The organism is Streptomyces roseofulvus, assembly GCF_039534915.1.
GTDB lineage: Bacteria > Actinomycetota > Actinomycetes > Streptomycetales > Streptomycetaceae > Streptomyces > Streptomyces roseofulvus.
Window position 1 is genome coordinate 1,035,140 of record NZ_BAAAWE010000001.1, and the last position, 16,648, is coordinate 1,051,787.

At 73.9% G+C, this 16,648-nt stretch carries 17 protein-coding genes; 9 read left to right on the forward strand and 8 right to left on the reverse strand.

Annotated elements, in window-relative coordinates; all coding sequences use genetic code 11:
* Positions 1–97 precede the first annotated feature (97 nt).
* From ABFY03_RS04740 to ABFY03_RS04750, 3 genes are all read left to right on the forward strand, one after another.
* Positions 98–493 carry an SHOCT domain-containing protein gene (locus ABFY03_RS04740; protein ID WP_319012927.1) on the forward strand — a complete coding sequence of 132 codons (396 nt, stop codon included), beginning with the start codon at positions 98–100 and terminating at the stop codon, positions 491–493.
* A 46-nt stretch (positions 494–539) separates the two neighbouring features.
* Positions 540–1,559, forward strand: a complete 1,020-nt coding sequence (locus tag ABFY03_RS04745; RefSeq protein WP_319012928.1) for a DUF389 domain-containing protein — start codon at positions 540–542, stop codon at positions 1,557–1,559.
* A gap of 71 nt (positions 1,560–1,630) precedes the next feature.
* Positions 1,631–3,079 (forward strand): DUF6777 domain-containing protein, encoded by a 1,449-nt coding sequence (locus ABFY03_RS04750; RefSeq protein ID WP_386723780.1) that lies wholly within the window; start codon positions 1,631–1,633, stop codon positions 3,077–3,079.
* A gap of 19 nt (positions 3,080–3,098) precedes the next feature.
* On the opposite strand, the gene ABFY03_RS04755 is transcribed toward ABFY03_RS04750, so the two are convergent.
* On the reverse strand, positions 3,099–3,254 hold the full coding sequence (locus ABFY03_RS04755) for a hypothetical protein (RefSeq protein ID WP_346169261.1): 156 nt from the start codon (positions 3,252–3,254) through the stop codon (positions 3,099–3,101).
* Between the two features lie 134 nt (positions 3,255–3,388).
* Between ABFY03_RS04755 and yczR the strand changes: the two genes are divergently transcribed.
* Entirely contained in the window at positions 3,389–4,858 is a 1,470-nt protein-coding gene (gene yczR / locus ABFY03_RS04760) for a MocR-like transcription factor YczR (protein ID WP_319012931.1), read from the forward strand.
* A gap of 87 nt (positions 4,859–4,945) precedes the next feature.
* Positions 4,946–5,449, forward strand: a complete 504-nt coding sequence (locus ABFY03_RS04765; RefSeq protein ID WP_319012932.1) for an FBP domain-containing protein — start codon at positions 4,946–4,948, stop codon at positions 5,447–5,449.
* 51 nt (positions 5,450–5,500) lie between these two features.
* Here ABFY03_RS04765 and ABFY03_RS04770 read toward each other — a convergent pair whose 3' ends face one another.
* Positions 5,501–6,685 (reverse strand): acyl-CoA dehydrogenase family protein, encoded by a 1,185-nt coding sequence (locus ABFY03_RS04770; protein WP_346169262.1) that lies wholly within the window; start codon positions 6,683–6,685, stop codon positions 5,501–5,503.
* 182 nt (positions 6,686–6,867) lie between these two features.
* Here ABFY03_RS04770 and ABFY03_RS04775 point away from each other — a divergent pair, with 182 nt between their 5' ends.
* The 4 genes from ABFY03_RS04775 to ABFY03_RS04790 all read left to right on the forward strand — a co-directional run bounded on the left by ABFY03_RS04775 (position 6,868) and on the right by ABFY03_RS04790 (position 10,575).
* Positions 6,868–8,052: a CaiB/BaiF CoA transferase family protein gene (locus ABFY03_RS04775; protein WP_346169263.1), complete on the forward strand. Its 1,185-nt coding sequence runs from the start codon at positions 6,868–6,870 to the stop codon at positions 8,050–8,052.
* Positions 8,053–8,128: 76 nt separating this feature from the next.
* The gene (locus ABFY03_RS04780) at positions 8,129–8,800 is read left to right on the forward strand and encodes a GntR family transcriptional regulator (RefSeq protein WP_319012935.1); all 672 of its coding nucleotides are present in this window, start codon (positions 8,129–8,131) and stop codon (positions 8,798–8,800) included.
* Between the two features lie 142 nt (positions 8,801–8,942).
* Positions 8,943–9,695 (forward strand): helix-turn-helix transcriptional regulator, encoded by a 753-nt coding sequence (locus ABFY03_RS04785; RefSeq protein ID WP_346169264.1) that lies wholly within the window; start codon positions 8,943–8,945, stop codon positions 9,693–9,695.
* A gap of 4 nt (positions 9,696–9,699) precedes the next feature.
* Complete coding sequence (locus ABFY03_RS04790; protein ID WP_319012937.1) at positions 9,700–10,575, forward strand: sterol desaturase family protein; 876 nt, start codon at positions 9,700–9,702, stop codon at positions 10,573–10,575.
* 162 nt (positions 10,576–10,737) lie between these two features.
* On the opposite strand, the gene ABFY03_RS04795 is transcribed toward ABFY03_RS04790, so the two are convergent.
* From ABFY03_RS04795 to ABFY03_RS04820, 6 genes are all read right to left on the reverse strand, one after another.
* Positions 10,738–11,961, reverse strand: coding sequence for a nitric oxide synthase oxygenase (locus tag ABFY03_RS04795; RefSeq protein ID WP_319012938.1), 1,224 nt, complete (start codon positions 11,959–11,961; stop codon positions 10,738–10,740).
* A gap of 188 nt (positions 11,962–12,149) precedes the next feature.
* Entirely contained in the window at positions 12,150–12,809 is a 660-nt protein-coding gene (locus tag ABFY03_RS04800; RefSeq protein ID WP_319012939.1) for a sterol desaturase family protein, read from the reverse strand.
* Positions 12,806–13,648, reverse strand: a complete 843-nt coding sequence (locus ABFY03_RS04805) for an SDR family oxidoreductase (protein ID WP_319012940.1) — start codon at positions 13,646–13,648, stop codon at positions 12,806–12,808. Before ABFY03_RS04805 ends, ABFY03_RS04800 begins: the two co-directional genes overlap by 4 nt.
* A gap of 67 nt (positions 13,649–13,715) precedes the next feature.
* Positions 13,716–14,210, reverse strand: coding sequence for a type II toxin-antitoxin system RatA family toxin (locus ABFY03_RS04810; RefSeq protein ID WP_346169265.1), 495 nt, complete (start codon positions 14,208–14,210; stop codon positions 13,716–13,718).
* A gap of 1 nt (position 14,211) precedes the next feature.
* Positions 14,212–15,522, reverse strand: coding sequence for an aspartate aminotransferase family protein (locus ABFY03_RS04815; RefSeq protein WP_346169266.1), 1,311 nt, complete (start codon positions 15,520–15,522; stop codon positions 14,212–14,214).
* Entirely contained in the window at positions 15,519–16,595 is a 1,077-nt protein-coding gene (locus ABFY03_RS04820) for an SDR family oxidoreductase (protein ID WP_346169267.1), read from the reverse strand. Before ABFY03_RS04820 ends, ABFY03_RS04815 begins: the two co-directional genes overlap by 4 nt.
* Positions 16,596–16,648 lie beyond the last annotated feature (53 nt).

Here is a 16,648-nt window from a genome sequence, read left to right on the forward strand (position 1 = left end):
GCGGGACCAGAGCGCGATCCGGCCCGACTCGCACCTCACCCCAGATCATCTGATACTTCCGGAAACGGACATCGGGCCGAGGTGAGCCGGAGGAGACATGGACGACTATCCGCTGCTGAATGTGTTCTGGACCATGTGCTGGTTCTTCCTGTGGATCATGTGGTTCTTCCTGCTGTTCAGGATCGTCACCGACATCTTCCGGGACCACGAGCTCAGCGGCTGGGGCAAGGCGGGCTGGCTGGCCTTCTGCATCCTGCTGCCCTTCCTCGGCGTGCTCGTGTACGTCATCGCGCGCGGCACCGGCATGACCCGGCGCGACGTCAGGCAGGCCGAGGAGTCCGAGGCCGCGTTCCAGGAGTACGTCCGCAAGGCCGCCGGCACCTCCGGCGGGGGCGGCGGCGCCGCCGAACTCGCCCGGCTCGCCGAGCTGAAGGAGAAGGGCGCGCTCACCGACGCCGAGTACGAGCGGGCCAAGGCGAAGCTGCTCGCCTGACCGGCGTCCCGGACCGATGACCACTCCTCGTCGAAAGGCCGCCGCAGTGGGGAAAGTCGACGCGGCGGCCGCCCGCCGGATGGCCGACTCGCTCTTCATCGCACGCGACTGGCGCAGCCCCGGTTCCACCCGGTTCTGGGTGCTGCTGGTGCTGGCCGCGGTCATCGCGGGCGCCGGCGTGGTCGGCGACTCCACGGCCACCGTCATCGGCGCGATGATCGTGGCCCCGCTGATGACGCCGATCCTCGGGACCGCGCTGGCGCTGGTCCTCGCGGACCGGGCCCATGTGGTGCGCAGCGCGCTGCTGGTGCTGGGCGGCGCGGTGGCGGTGGTGTGCATCGGGATGCTGCTGGGCTGGATCGTCTCGCCCCCGGACGCGTTCGCCACCAACAGCCAGGTGTCCTCCCGGATCAGCCCGCGCCTGATCGACCTCTTCGCGGCCCTGGCCACCGGGACGGTCGGCGCGTTCGCCCTCGTCCGTACCGACATCTCCGACGCCCTGCCGGGCGTCGCCATCGCCATCTCGCTGGTCCCGCCGCTGGCCGTGACGGGACTGCTGATCGCGGTGGAGCGCTACCACGACGCCGGGGAGTCCGCGCTGCTCTTCGCGACCAACGTGGCCGCGATCGTCGCCACCGGCACCCTCGTCTTCCTGGGCTACCGCGTCCGCGACGCGGCCCGCGAGGCCGGGCTGACGGTCGGGACGTTCCACGGCCGGACGGTCGTGGCGGTCGGGGCCGTGGTCCTGCTGGTAGCTGTCCCGCTCACGACGGGGACGATCGCGGTCGCCCGCGACCGGGCGCTGGCCGCCGACGCGGGGCCCGTCGCCGAGCGCTGGGCCGCGTCCGGTGCCTGGCAGATCGCCTCGGTCGACGCCCGCAAGGGCGTCATCCTCATCGACGTCCTCGGGCTCCCTCCCCAGCCCGCCCCGGGCGAACTCCGCACCGCCCTCGACCGCGCCGGCATGGCCGACGCCGATCTCCAGCTCCGCCTCGTCGGAGGCCGCACCCACTGGTGCCCCGCGAACACCGCCACCTGCACGGTGGAGCACGCGCGGACCGACTGAGTCCGCGGGTGCGGGTGCGGGCCGCGCGTCCGGCGCCGAGAATGGCGCCGAACGGAAGAAAGGGACACAACGTGACTTCCCCACCGCCGCCGTCCGGCCCGCCGTCGGTCCCTCCCGCCGGCCCGCCCACGGGACCGCCCTCGGGTCCGCTGTCCGGCCAGGCCACCCGCCCCGGAGTCGCCGGTCCTCCCTCCCCGCCGGAGCCGCCGCACGACGGCTCCGGCGGCGGGGGTGGCGGGGGTGGGGGCGGAGGCACCGGGGGCGGGCCCGGTGACGGGAAGGGCGGCGGGACGCCGTGGTGGCGTTCGGTGCCGAAGGTCGCCTCGCTCACCGCCGTCGTCGTCGCGGCCGCGGCGCTCACCGTGCTCCTTGTCGGCCGGTCGGACGACAAGGGCGACACCGCCGGCTCCGGCGGCAGCGGGGAGGTCTTCCTGCAGAACACCTCCGCCTCCGGCCCCGACCCCTTCACGGCCTCCACCGCCCGCGCGGACAGCGCGTCCGGGGCGGCCTCCCTGCCGCCGCGGACCGGTACGGCCGAGACCGCCACCCCGCGGGTCTCGGGTTCCACACCCGGGCTGTACGGCGGCACGCGCGCGTCGGCGAGCTGCGACGTCGAGAAGCAGATCCGCTACCTCGCCGCCGAACCCGCCAAGAACGCCGCCTTCGCGGAGGTCCTCGGCCTGGAGGCGGACGCGGTGCCGGGCTACCTCCGCTCCCTGACCCCGCTGCAGCTCCGGGTCGACACCCGGGTGACCAACCACGGCTACACGTCGGGGGGTGCCACCGCGTACCAGGCGGTCCTGCAGGCGGGGACCGCGGTCCTCGTCGACGGCCGGGGCGTGCCCCGCGTGCGGTGCGCCTGCGGCAACCCGCTGACCGAGCCGGTGGCGCAGAAGGACCCGCGCACCACGGGCACGCCCTGGCCGAACTACCAGGCCTCCCAGGTCGTGGTGGTGGCGCCGTCGGTGACGGTGGTGAACGTGTTCGTGGTGTACGACCCCGAGGACGAGGCGTGGTTCGCGCGGAAGCACGGCGACACCGGCCGGCACGACAAGCCGACCCCGCCGCCGCCCCGGCCGACGCCGACCACGACCTCCCCGTCCCCGTCGTCCACGTCGCCGTCGGTCACCCCGACCTCGCCGACGCCGTGCGTGACGGTGCCCGAGGGCGAGACGCCGACGCCGAGCGGCGGCGTGACGCCGTCCCCGTGCCCGTCCACGCTCTCGCCGACGGTGACGACGCCCACGCCGAGCCCGTCGACGGACACGTCGTCGCCGTCCGACACCCCGTCGGACTCCCCCTCCGACCCGACGTCCGACACTCCCTCGGACGCGCCGTCGGACTCCCCTTCGGACACGGACACGCCGTCCGATGCGGTGGACACCGCCACCGACGGCACGGACGGGACCTCGGCGTCGGCCAGTTCGTCCTCCGGGCTGTCGCCGCTGAGCCCGTCCGGCTCCGGCTCCGGCACGGCCTCGCCGCCGGCCCCCGGCCCCGGGCGTCAGCCCGTGGCCTGAGGTCCCCGCTCCCCGCCGGTCAGGTGGCCTCCTCCGCGGTCCGGGGGTCGGACCGCCGGCTCCTGAGCGTGCCGCGCAGGGTGCGCAGCCAGGATCCCATCGGCAGCGGCCGGGCGGACTCCTCCGCGTGCCGCTGCCACAGGCGCTCGTCACGGTCGGTGAAGTGCGTGGTCATCGTCGTGCCCCTCTCGGTCCGGTCTGTCGGGAACGCGGCCGGTGGTGGGCCCCTCCGGCCACGCCACCAGGCCACTGACGGAGAGTCTGTAGCCTTATTGGCCTGGACAGCAGAGCCAATGAGGAGTGATTGGCATGGCAGAGGGTCGCGTGGTCCACACCGCGGACCGGACCTTGTCGGGGCGGCAGCTCGCCTCGCTGCTCACGCCGCCGCCGGAGGGCCGCTTCGGCTACCGCGAGCTGGCGCGGGCGGTGCGCGAGGCGCTGCTCGACGGCCGGGTGGCGCTCCGGCTGCGGCTGCCCGCCGAGCGGGAGCTGGCGCAGGTCCTGGAGGTGAGCCGGACGACGGTGACGGGGGCGTACGACCTGCTGCGCGAGAGCGGCTACGCGCACAGCCGGCGGGGCGCGGGCACCTGGACCGCGCTGCCGGACGGGCAGGCGCCGACCGCGCTCGGCCCCTACCCGGCCCCGACGGACGAGGTGATCGACCTGGCCCTGGCGGCGCCGCACGGGCCGGGGGCCGAGCTGGCGGAGGCGCTGGCGGAGGCTTCGGCGGAGCTGCCGCGGTTCGCGACCGCGCCGGGCTACCACCCGTACGGCCTGCCGGAGCTGCGGGCCGCGGTGGCGGAGCGGTACACCGCACGGGGCCTGCCGACCCGGCCCGAGCAGATCCTGGTGACGACCGGCGCGCAGCAGGCGCTGTCGCTGGTGCTCGCCCAGTTCGGGCGGCCGGGCGACCGGGTGCTGGCGGAGAACCCCTCGTACACCAACGCCCTGGACGCGATGCGGGGCCGGGGGATGCGGGTGACGCCGGTGCCGGTCACCGAACACGGCTGGGACACGGGGCTGGTGGACGCGGCGCTGCGGCAGACCGCGCCGCGGCTGGCGTACCTGATCCCGGACTTCCACAACCCGACGGGGCGGCTGATGCCGCGCGAGCAGGCGCGGGAGCTGGCGCGGGCGGCGCGGGCGACGGGGACGTGGCTGGTGGTGGACGAGACGCTCACCGACATGGCGCTGGACGTGCCGGCCCCGGCGCCGTTCGCGGCGGCGGCCGGGCCCGGTGGCGGCGAGCAGGTCGTGTCGGTGGGCTCGCTGAGCAAGAGCTGCTGGGGCGGGCTGCGGGTCGGCTGGGTGCGGGCGTCGGCGCGGGTGGTGACGGAGCTGACCCGGACCCGGGTCACGGCCGATCTGTCGGGTTCGGTGCTGGACCAGCTGGTGGCGGTGGCGCTGATGCGACGGCTGGATCCGATCGTGCACGCGCGCGTGGCGGAGCTGCGGCGGAACCGGGAGGCGCTGGGCCTCGCGCTGGCCCGGCACCTGCCGGAGTGGCGGTGGACGGTGCCGCCGGGCGGGATGTGCCTCTGGATCGACCTCGGGCGGCCGGTGGCGACGCAGTTGGCGGCGCGGGCGCTGCGGCACGGGGTGCGGGTGGAGGGCGGGGCCCGGTTCGGGGTGGATCCCGGGACGCACGAGCACCGGCTGCGGATCCCGTACACCCTGCCCGAGGAGCGGTACGACACGGCGGCGGAGCGGCTCGCGGCGGCCCTGGAGGGGGCGCCGGGACGGTTCACGGATCCGGCGCTGCCGGAGTGGGTGGCGTAGGCCCGGGCGGCCGACGCGGGGGGCCTGGCGAGGCGGCCGGAGATATCCGGATGCCCGGCCCCCGGAACTGCCTGTACGGTCCAACGAGTGGAACCGTTGACTGAGAAAGAGATCCGTTCGTCGTTCGTGAACGCGACGAAGGGGGACGCCGCGCGGCTGAAGCTGCCGCTGGACTTCGCCGAGACGCCCTGGGAGGACCTGGACTTCTTGGGGTGGGTGGATCCGGGGGCGCCGCTGCGGGCCCATCTGGTGGTGCGCCGGGAGGACGGCCCCGTGGGGGTGTCCCTGCGGGTGCCGGCGACGGGCCGGACGAGCGCCGTGAAGACGAGCCTGTGCCAGATCTGCCTGACCGGGCACGCCTCTTCGGGCGTGACGCTGCTCGCTGCCCCGCTGGCCGGGGCGCGCGGCCGGGAGGGGAACACGGTCGGCGTCTACATCTGTGCCGACCTGGCGTGCTCCCTCTACCTGCGCGGCAAGCGCGTCCCCAGGCTGCGCGGACTGCGCCACGAGGAGACCCTGTCCGTGCCCGACCGGGTGGCGCGTGCCATGGGGAACCTGGACGCGTTCCTGGCGCGCGTCACCGAGGGCTGAGAGGCCCGGGGCGGCCCGGCCGGGCCGCCCCTTCCGCCTGGCCCGGCCGGGTCAGCGGAACGCCTGCTCGCCCGTGAGCGCCTTGCCGATGACGAGCGAGTGGACCTCGCTGGTGCCCTCGTAGGTGAGGACGGACTCCAGGTTGTTGGCGTGCCGCAGCACCGGGTACTCCAGGGTGATGCCGTTGGCCCCGAGGACGGTCCGGCACTCGCGGGCGATGGCGATGGCCTCGCGTACGTTGTTGAGCTTGCCCACGCTGATCTGCTCGGGCGTGATCTCGCCCGCGTCCTTCAGCCGGCCGAGGTGGAGGGCGAGCAGCATGCCCTTGCCGAGCTCGACGGACATGTCCGCGAGCTTCTGCTGGGTGAGCTGGTACGAGGCGAGGGAGCGGGCGAAGACGGTCCGGTCCTTCGCGTAGGAGAGCGCGCTCTCCAGACAGTCGCGGGCGGCGCCGAGGGCGCCGAAGACGATGCCGAACCGGGCCTCGTTGAGGCAGCCGAGCGGTCCGGAGAGACCGCGGGCGCCGGGCAGCATCGCGTCGGCGGGGAGCCGGACGTCCTCCAGCACCAGTTCGGCGGTGACGCTGGCCCGCAGCGACAGCTTCATCGTGATCTCGGGGGCGCTGAAACCGGGGGTGCCGGCCGGGACGAGGAAGCCGCGGACGCCCTCCTCGGTGCGGGCCCAGACCACGGCGACGTCGGCGACGGAGCCGTTGGTGATCCACATCTTGGTGCCGTTGAGGATCCAGTCCGTGCCGTCCCGCTTCGCGTGGGTCCGCATGGCGCCCGGGTCGGAGCCGGCGTCGGGCTCGGTCAGCCCGAAGCAGCCGATGTACTCGCCGGCCGCCATCTTCGGCAGCCACCGCTGCTTCTGCTCCTCGGAGCCGTGCTTCCAGATCGCGTACATCGCGAGCGAGCCCTGCACGGAGACCAGCGAGCGCAGGCCCGAGTCGACCGCCTCCAGCTCCATGCAGGCGAGGCCGTACGCCACCGCGCTGGTCCCGGCGCAGCCGTACCCGTCCAGGTGCATGCCGAGCACGCCCAGCTCGCCGAGCGTCCGGGCGAGTTCGCGGGCCGGGATCTCGCCCTTCTCGAACCAGCCGGCGATGTGCGGGCGCAGCTCGCGGTCCGCGACGGTGCGGACGGTGGCGCGGATCTCCTTCTCCTCGTCGCTGAGCAGGCCGTCGACGGCGAGCAGGGCGAGGGGGTGGGTGGGGCTGGACGGCGAGGACTTCACGGGCGGCCTCCTGGCGGCTGTGACGAGGGTCGTGCTCGGCGTGGCGTGCCGAAGCGTAGCCGCAGATTGGATTTTGGATCCAGTATTGAGATTCCGGTCCCCGCCCGCTACGGTCCCGATTGGATCCAATCTCCGATCTCCTGGATCCCCTGCCACCGGCCCGCCCACCGAGGGAGCGCGGAATGCACACGGACCACCCCCGGGAGCCCGGCCCCGGCGCCCTCTCCGGCGTCGTCGTCGCCGACTTCGGCCGCGTCCTCGCGGGCCCGTACATGACCATGCTCCTTGCCGACCTCGGCGCGGACGTGATCAAGATCGAGCGGCCGGACGGGGGTGACGACACCCGCGCCTGGGGCCCGCCGTTCGCCGACGGGCAGGCCACGTACTTCCTCGGGGTCAACCGCAACAAGCGGTCCGTGGCGCTCGATCTCACCGATCCGGACGGCCTGGCCGCGGCGCGGGCGATCGTCGACCGGGCGGACGTCCTCGTGGAGAACTTCCGCCCGGGCACGATGGAGCGGCTGGGCCTCGGCTTCGAGGAGGTCCGCCGCACCAACCCGGAGCTCGTGTACTGCTCGGTGACCGGATTCGGCACCGACGGGGGTGCGGCGCTGCCGGGGTACGACCTCCTCGTGCAGGCCATGGGCGGCCTGATGAGCGTCACCGGCGAGCCCGGCGGACAGGGGACGAAGGCGGGGGTCGCGCTCGTCGACGTCATCACCGGACTGCACGCCGGACTCGGGGTGCTCGCCGCGCTGCGCCACCGCGAGCGCACCGGCGAGGGGCAGCACGTCGAGGTCTCGCTCCTCGGCTCGCTGCTCTCCGCCCTCACCAACCAGGCCGCCGCGCACCTCGGCGCCGGGGTCGTCCCACGCGCCATGGGCAACCGGCACCCGAGCATCACTCCGTACGAGGTCTTCGAGGCGCGGGACCGCCCGCTGGTCCTCGCGGTCGGCAACGACCGCCAGTTCCGGGCGCTGTGCGCGCGGATCGACCGGCCCGGGCTGGCCGAGGACCCGCGGTTCGCCACCAACACGGCCCGCGTCGCCCACCGCGAGGCGCTGACCGCGGAGCTCGCCGGCCCGCTCGCGGCCCGCACGGCCGACGCCTGGTTCGAGGAGCTGACCGCGGCCGGCGTGCCGTGCGGGCCCATCAACGACCTGGCGGGGGCCTTCGCGCTGGCCGACCGGCTCGGCCTCGGGGCCCGGCTCCCCGAGGAGGCCGCCGGCCCCGGCCAGGTCGCCCACCCGGTCCGCCTCGGCGCCACCCCGCCCTCGTACCGCTCCGCTCCCCCGCGGCTCGGCGAGCACACCGCCGAGGTGGTGGCCGGAATCCCGCCTGTGGACAACCCGGCGGCGGGCCGCTGATCCATAGGAAGATGACGGTCACCGACGGCCACCGGGGTCGCCGGCGCGCAGGTGGCGTGGAGGGAAGGTCGGATCGATGAGCGGCGCGGTGGAGAGGCGACGGCCCCGGACGGCCCAGCAGTTCGTCCTGGAGGAGCTGCGGAGTGCCATCACCAGTGGAGAGCTCCGCCCGGGCGCGCCCATCCGCCAGGACGCGCTCGCCGCCCGTCTCGAAGTCAGCCGGGTCCCGCTCCGGGAGGCGCTCAAGACCCTGGAGGCCGAGGGCCTGGTCGTCCACCACGTGCACCGCGGCTACTTCGTCGCCGAGCTCTCCCTGGCCGACCTGGAGGAGGTCTACCGGATCCGCACCCTCCTGGAGACCGAGGCGGTCGTCCGGGCCGTGGCGCTCGCACCGGACGGCCTCACCGCGACCCTGGAGGACATCCAGGACGAGGTCGAACGGGCCGCCCGGGCGGGCGACGTGACGGCCATGGCCGAGGCCAACCGGCGCTTCCACCTCACGCTCGTCGAGGCATCCGGCATGCCCCGCCTGATCCGGATGATCACCACGCTCTGGGACGCCACGGACGCCTACCGCTCCCTCTACTACACCGACCCGGACCATCGCGACCAGGCCCTCCACGAACACCGCGCCGTCCTCTCCGCCCTCCGCGCGTACGACACGGACGCCGCCGTCCGATGGCTCGACGACCACCGCGCCCACGCGGTGGCGGCCCTGCGCGCGGTGCTGGCGCCGCACGAGGACTGAGACTCCGGCCGACCACCGTGACGGAGCCGTCGGCGCGGGGGACCGGATCGGACGGCGGGAACGCGCCGTTCGGCGGGCGCGTCGCGCGGGAAGGCCGCTAGGGGGCCGACCGTCGTGTCCCGACCGACCTCAGGGGGTGCCGGTGGAGGAGCGCTGGAACGGCTCGGTCGTGCTGGAAGCCGGGCGGCTGCGGTTCCGGGGAAGGCTGGGGACGACACACGCCCACGCCCACGCGGCGGTGCAGCTGGTGATCGTACGGTCCGGCACCGTGGAACTGGCCGACCGCTACGGCGGGAGGCTCGCCGTCTCGGCGGCCGTCATCCCGTCCCGGGCCACACACTCCCTGCACGCCGAGGACGCCCAGGGGACGGTGGTCTACTACGACTCCGATTCGCGCTCGGGGCGGGCCCTGCGGTCACGCTTTCCCTGCGCGCCGGGCGATCGCGTCACGGACTGGGTGTCCGCCGCCGGGGCCGGGTGGTCGCCGGACGCGCCGGCCGGAGGGCGTACGGCCGCGGCTCCCCATCCGGCGGTCGGCCGCGCCGTCGACCGGGTCCGCTCCCGTCTCCACGGGCCGGTCTCCCTGGAGGAGGTGGCGACGGCGCTGCACCTCTCGCCCAGCCGGCTCGGGCACCTCTTCGCCGAGGAACTCGGGCTGCCCTTCCCGGCCTACGTGCGCTGGGCCCGGATCCGGCGGGCGATCGAGCTCGTGCGCGCGGGGGCGACGCTGACCCAGGCGGCGTGCGGTGCGGGCTTCTGCGACAGCTCGCACCTCACGCGGGTCGTCCACGAGATGTTCGGCATGGCTCCCTCGCAGCTCCTCCGTGACGTCCGGTGGGAGCCGAGTCCGCAGCGGATCCGTCCAAGCGGCCCGGGGCGCGCGGGCGCACCCTGACGCCATGGTCGGCAACCTCATCCGCTATGGATACGTCCCCTTTCTGCTGGTCGGCGTGAACGGCGCGGGGATCGCGCTCGTGGCCGCCGGCGCGTCGAAGGTGTGGCTGCTCGCCCTGCTCGGCGCCGCCGTGGCGGCGTCGTTCGCGGCCGAGCGCCTCCTTCCCTATGCCGTGGAGTGGAACGACCCCCTGGCCGATCGCCGGAGGGACGTCGTCCACGCGGTCGTGAACGAGGCGCTGATCCTCGGGAGCGTCGCGGCCCTGCCGGTGCTCGCCTCCGTCGTGACGGTCGTGGACGTGTGGCCCTCCTCGTGGCCGTTCGCCCTGCAGGTGCTGTCGGCGGTGCTGGTGGCCGATGCCGGGATCACCCTGGTCCATTTCGCGAGCCACAAGGTGGGCCTGCTGTGGCGGTTCCACGCCGTGCACCACTCGGTGAAACGCTTCTACGGCTTCAACGGGCTGATGAAGCATCCGCTGCACCAGAGCGTGGAACTGGCCGCGGGTGTCGCTCCGCTGCTGGTCGCCGGCATGCCGGTGGACGTCGCGGCGGCCCTGTCCCTGGCGGTGGCCGTCCAGCTGCTCCTGCAGCACTCCAACGCCGACTACCGGGTCGGGCCCTTGCGGTACGTGCTGTCGCTCAACGAGGGTCACCGCTTCCACCACCTGAAGTGGGCCGGTGTCGGCGACGTCAACTTCGGTCTGTTCACGCTGGTGTGGGACCGGATGCTCGGCACGTACTGCTTCGACCCCGGCCGGCGCTTCTCCAGCGCGGATCTGGGCATCGCGGCCAAGCCCGGCTATCCGTCGGGCTATCTGGCCCAGTTGTCGGAACCGTTCCGCGCGCGGGGCGCGTGCGCCTCCGGAACCGACGACGGCTAGGTCGTTTCTTTCGGATCAGGCCGGATCAGGGAGCGGCGTCTGGTGCGTGCGCTCGCAAGGCGGAGGAGGGAGACAACGCGGAGCGTTGGCGACTGACGACAACGCCGCGAGGGTGCGTGCCAGGCGTCGCGAGCCCGGCATGATCCGAAAGAGACGGCCTAGTCAGCCGTGTCCGAAGGGGCAGCCGCCCCTGCCGCGGGCCCTGGCGTCGTCGTCGAGGTAGAAGTTCGGACGCTGGTCGGCGTCCTCGTAGTAGCGGTGGAAGACCGGGGTGATGCCGCCGGAGACGGGGGGCACGATCCACGTCCAGTCGGCGGGGACGCCTCGGCCCTGCTTCTCCTCCCTGGCCAGGTGGGTCATGAAGTGCCGGGACTCGGTGTGGTGGTCGCTGATCCTGACGCCGGCCTCGGTGAACGAGTGCAGGACGGCGACGTTGAGTTCGACCAGGGCGCGGTCCCGCCAGAGGGTGGCCTCGCTGCCGGTGTCGAGGCCGAGGTGGTCGGCGATGACGGGCAGCAGGTCGTACCGGTCGGTGTCGACGAGGTTGCGGGCGCCGATCTCGGTGCCCATGTACCAGCCGTTGAAGGGCGCGAGGGGGTAGTCGACGCCGCCGATCCGCAGCCGCATGTTCGAGATCGCCGGGACGGCGTGCCAGCGGAGGCCGAGGTCGGCGAAGTCCGGGCGGTCGGGGTGCGTGAGGGGGACTTCGAGGACGAGGTCCCGGGGAACGTCGAACAGCCGGGGCCCGTCCCGGTCGGTCTCGATGACCCACGGCAGGACGTCCCAGGCCCCTCCGGGCGCCTGCCAGCCGAGGCGCTTCACGGCCTCCGTGAAGTCCGCGTACGCGGGGTCGCCGACGAGGGCTCCGTCGTCCTGCCGGTGACCGGCGTAGCGGATGAGCTGGTCGTTCCACACCCGCGGGGCCCGGCCGGCGGGAGTGTCGGGGGCGAAGACGGAGATGACCGGCCGGATGCGACCGCCGTTGGTGGCCTGGCGGAGGTGGTCGCACAGGTGCCGGTGCAGCTCGTCGGCGGTGGTGGCCCCGCGGCGGTCCAGGACGCGCAGGCTCTTCCAGTACAGCCGGCCGATGCACCGGCTGGAATTGCGCCAGGCGACGCGGGCGCCGAAGACGAGCTCGTCGGAGGTGTGGGTGTAGGTCCCGGTCTCGTCGATCTCCTCGCGTATCCGCCGCAGCCGTGTCGTGAGGTGGACGGGCTGGTCCGGATGCTCGCCGTGGTGGAGGCGTACGAACTCCTCCGCTTCGTCCGCGTCGGCCGCGCGGGGGTGCGGTCCGCCGGGCGGCTCGGGAAGGGGAGCCGGCAGGGCCGGGGCGCCGGCTGTGGTGTCGAGGCTGTAGATGCGCGCCAGAAGCGTTTCGGAGTTCATGGGTTCCTCGCGGGTGGTGCTCGGCTCCGTCAGCGGGCCGTGCGCAGGCGGGCTGGTGCGGGTGAGCGGTGAGCGTGACGCGATGGGGGACGCGGGCGCCCGGGCGGAGGGCATCGACGACGCCGGGGTGAGGTCGTCTGCCGCGCGGGCGCCCGCGCCGGCGGAGGGGGCCGGGCCGGCGGTGCCGGTCAGGCGACCGGTTCGCCGGACCGCGCCTGCCGGGCGATGGAGGTTCCGAACAGCTCGTCCCAGTACGGGGCCGAGATGCCGAAGCCCTTGGTGTCGTCGCGGAAGTGGTGGCGCATGTGGAGTGAGCGCAGGTGCCGCATGAGGCGGCTCCTGGGGGTGGCGAGGTGGAGGTAGAGGTGGAACAGGTCGTAGGTGAGGTAGCCGAAGGTGTAACCGGCGCCGAAGATCAGCGGCAGCGAACCGAGGCCGGAGGAGAGGTAGATCGTTCCCCCGACCATCGGGATGCTGAGGAGCGGGCTCAGGATGGAGCGGCGCGGGTCCGTCGGGTAGTCGTGGTGGATGCCGTGCAGGATGTAGTGCAGGCGTGCCCCGAAGCCCTTCTCGGGCTCGTAGTGGAGCACGATGCGGTGTCCCCAGTACTCCGACAGCGTCCACGTCACGTAGCCGGCGGCCGCCCATCCGGCCAGCTGCCAGCCGCCGGCCTCCCCGAGGGAGAGCCAGACGCAGACGGCGATGACCGGGGTGAACATCGCGACGGTGGTGACCGGGTGCACGTGGATCAGGTGATCGAGCCAGCGCGGACCGACGACGGCGGGCGCGGTGCCCCGCCGGACGGCGCCCTTGGAGGTGCCGGGGCGGGCGGGTGTCTCGGAGCTCACGCCCCGGCTCCTTCCACGGTGGGTGCCTTCACCCGCGTCTCGTAGGCGACGCGGGCCTGGTAGTCGGTGGTGCGCAGCAGCTGGTCCGCCTTGAGGAAGCGGCCCATCGCGTCCCGCCAGGGCTGGGGCAGCAGGAACAGGGAGCGGGTGACGGGGTTGGTCCAGCCGGGCACGTACCGGTTGTAGACGGGGCGACGGGCCGTGCGGAGGACGGACCGGGCGATGTCGTCCGGGGTGAGCAGCGGGACGAAGCGGCCCTTGCCGACGCCGGAGGTGAGTTCCGTCTGGGCGGGGATGGGCAGGATGATCGACAGGTCCACGCCGGACCCGCGCAGTTCGGCACGGACGCCCTCGGAGAGGCCGACGACGCCGTGCTTGGCGGCGGAGTAGGTGGCGCAGCCGGGCAGGCCGATCATGCCCACGGCGGAGACCATGTTGATGATGTGGCCCCGTCCGCGCCGGCGCATCGGGCCGATGGCGGTCTTCATGCCGTTGAGGGTGCCGAGGAGGTTGACGCCCAGCTGGTGGGCGGTGTCCTCGTCGGACTCCTTCTCGAAGGGGCCGACGATCATCTCGCCCGCGTTGTTGACGAAGACGTCGATCTCGCCGAGGTCGGCCTCGACCGCCTTCCAGAACGCCTGGACGCTGGCCGGGTCGGTGACGTCCAGCGGGTAGGCGCGGGCGCCGATGGCGGCGGCGGTCTTGGCGGCGAACTCGTGGTCGCGGGCGCCGATGGCCACCTTGGCGCCGGCGGCGACGAACTGCTCGGCGGTGGCGCGGCCGATGCCGCGGCTGCCGCCGGTGATGGCGACGATCTTGTTGCGCAGGTCCCTGGGCACGGTGGAAGCCTCCAGAAGGGGTGGTGGTTTCGGGCTGTGTCGGACGAGGACGCGGAAGGCGCGGTCGTCAGCGTGCGTCCGCCGCCGCCGACGCGCCCACCGGTTCGGCCTCGGACGCGGTGAGGGTGATGTGCTCACCCAGCAGACCGCGCAGGATGAGGCTGATCGCCTCGATGAGCGCCTGGCAGGCGATCGGGTCGATGATCGCGGCGAGGCTGGGCATGCCGAGGTCGAAGCGGGCGGTGAACCGGACGGTGACCGCGTCGTCGTCGTGGCTGTGGACGGTCCAGGCGCCGTCGAACTGGTCGAAGTCGCCGTCGGTCTGGGTGAATTCGATGGTCAGAGCGGCCGCGTCGACGCGGTCGCGTTCGGACCAGCACAGGATGCCGTTGCGGAAGTTCACCGACCAGTCCGAGTCCAGGGTGTCGCCGCCGGTGTCGGTGACCTTCACCTCGCGCACGGCGTCGGTGTACTGGGGGTAGGCGGCGAAGTCCCGCAGCCGTTCGAAGACGGCCGGGGCGGTCGCGTCGGGTACGAGGGCGTCGAGGGTCACCTCGGGCATGTCAGCATCTCCCCTTCGTGGAGGCGGTGGTGCGGGCCAGGGCGGTGGCCGCGGTGGTGAAGGCGCGGGTGATCCAGTCCAGGTCGGCGGGCGTGAGCACGGCCGGCGGGGTCAGGCGTACGACGCGGTGGGCGTTCAGGGAGTGGTTGACCAGCAGCCCCGACTCCAGGAGGCGCAGGACGAGTTCGCCGGCGGCGCCCTCGTCGCACAGCTCGATGCCGAGCAGCAGGCCGCGACCCCGGATGTCGACCACCGCCCCTCCGAGCAGCGGCGCCAGCGCCGAGCGGAGGCGGTCCATCAGGTCCTCGCCGAGGGTGCGGGCCCGCTCCACCAGGTCCTCGTCCCGGATCGCGGCGACGGCGGCCGCGGCGGCGGCCATCGCGACGGGAGAGGCGGCGAAGGTGGAGGTGTGCAGGAACGGGTCCTTGTCGAACGGCGCGTACGCCTGCGGGGTGGCGACCGCGGCGGCGACCGGGATCACGCCGCCGCTGAGGTTCTTGCCGACCAGCAGCACGTCCGGCCGCACGTCCTCGGTGTCGGCGCCCCACCAGGTGCCGAGACGGCCGAGGCCGGTCTGGATCTCGTCGAGGACGAACATCGCCCCGTGTTCGGCGCACAGCCGCTGCACGTGTGCGAGGTAGCCGGGCGGTGGCAGGACCACGCCGCCCTCGCCCTGCACCGGTTCGAGGATGACGCAGGCCGGAGCGCCGCCGGCGAGTGCCCGCTCGAGGGCGTCGGCGTCGCCGTAGGGAACGTGTTCGGCGGGCAGCAACGGCCGGAACGGGTCCTGGTAGAGGGGTTTGGCGGTGACGGCGAGCGCGCCGGTGGTCTTGCCGTGGTAGCCGCCGGTCGCGGAGATCAGCCGGTGCCTGCCGTGCGCGCGGGCCAGTTTGATCGCGGTCTCGGTCGCCTCGGCGCCGGAGTTGACGAAGTGGACCCGTTCCAGGCCGGGAGGCGTGACGGCGGCGAGCGCGGCCGCCGCGGTGGCAGCGACCGGCTCCAGGAGCAGCCGGGTGGCCATCGGATGGCGGCGGATCTGCTCGACGACGGCGTCCACCACGCGGGGGTGGCGGTGGCCGAGGAGGAAGACCCCGTACCCGCCACAGTCCAGGTACTCCTTCCCGTCCGCGTCCCACACCCGGCTGCCCTCGGAGGCGACCTCCATGGCGGCGCCGGTCAGCGAGGCCAGGCGGGCCCGGCCCTTGCTCAGGTGGCGGCGGTAGACGCCCAGCACCTCGGCGGCCGACGCGGCGGCGGCGGCCGGGGACGCGGTGGTGGCGGGGGGCGGGGCCGGGATCGTCAGCTCGCTCATGCGGGCACCTGCTCCGCCGCGCGCACCGGCTGCGCGGCGCGGCGGACCATGCCCCTGGTGCGGGCCATGTAGGCGACCGACGCCCGCAGCGCGGACTCCAGCTCGCCGGCGCTCAGGGCTTCCGGTATCCCGTCGATGTGGCCGAGGCTGGTGGGGAACACATGGCCGTGGGCGAACAGCGCCGTCATCGCGAGCATGTCGTCGAAGCGGCGGCGCGCCCGGGGGTGCAGGTTGGCGATGAAGACCGGCCGGATCAGCCGGTCGACCATCTCCGGGCCGACGATGCGGGGACGCGCCGCCGTCAGGCCCAGTTCGTCGGCGGTGTCGTGGATGACCCGCAGCGTGCACTCGGTCCGCAGGGCGCTGTCGCCCGCGGTGACCCAGACCTCGCCGTCCCGCCGGCCCTGACGGACGAGGCCGGCGATGGTGGCGGCCACGACGTCCTGCGGGACGAAGTCGACGGGCGAGTCGGCCGGCACCGGGACCAGCGGAAGGAGCCCGCGCAGCAGTCCGTGGATGACGCCGTGCATGCCCTGGAACGCGGAGATCGCACCGGTGACGGCGTCCCCGATCACCACCGACGGCCGGACGATCACCGCGGGTACGCCCGACGACCGGACGACGTCCTCCCCGGCGCGCTTGGAGTCCAGGTAGTCCTCCGGCCGCGCGGTGGCGTCCCCGTGGTCCTGGCCGAGCTGCGCCCGCGTCAGGTCGGTGCGGTCCACGAAGGCGGTGGACACGTGGTACAGCACGGCGTCCGCGTCGGCGGCGAGCCGGGTCATCTGCCGGGTGCCCGCCGTGTTGAGCGCGTGGGCGGCCTCCGCGCCGCTGGAGAAGCCCGTGAGGGCCGCGCAGTGCACGATCGCGTCGACCCGCGCGGCGAGGCGCCGGTACGTGTCGGCGTCCAGACCGAGGCGCGGCGCGGTCAGGTCGCCGGCCAGCTGCTCGTCGGCGCCGGCCACCGGCGTGCGGTGGGTCAGGGCGATGGTGCGGCAGTCGGTCAGCCGGGGCAGCAGCGCGCTGCCCACGACACCGGACGCGCCGGTGAGAAGGACGGTGGGATGGCTGGGCACAGTCGAGCACCTCTCGAACAGGTCAGCGGGCGTATGGGGGTCGAAGGCGGGCG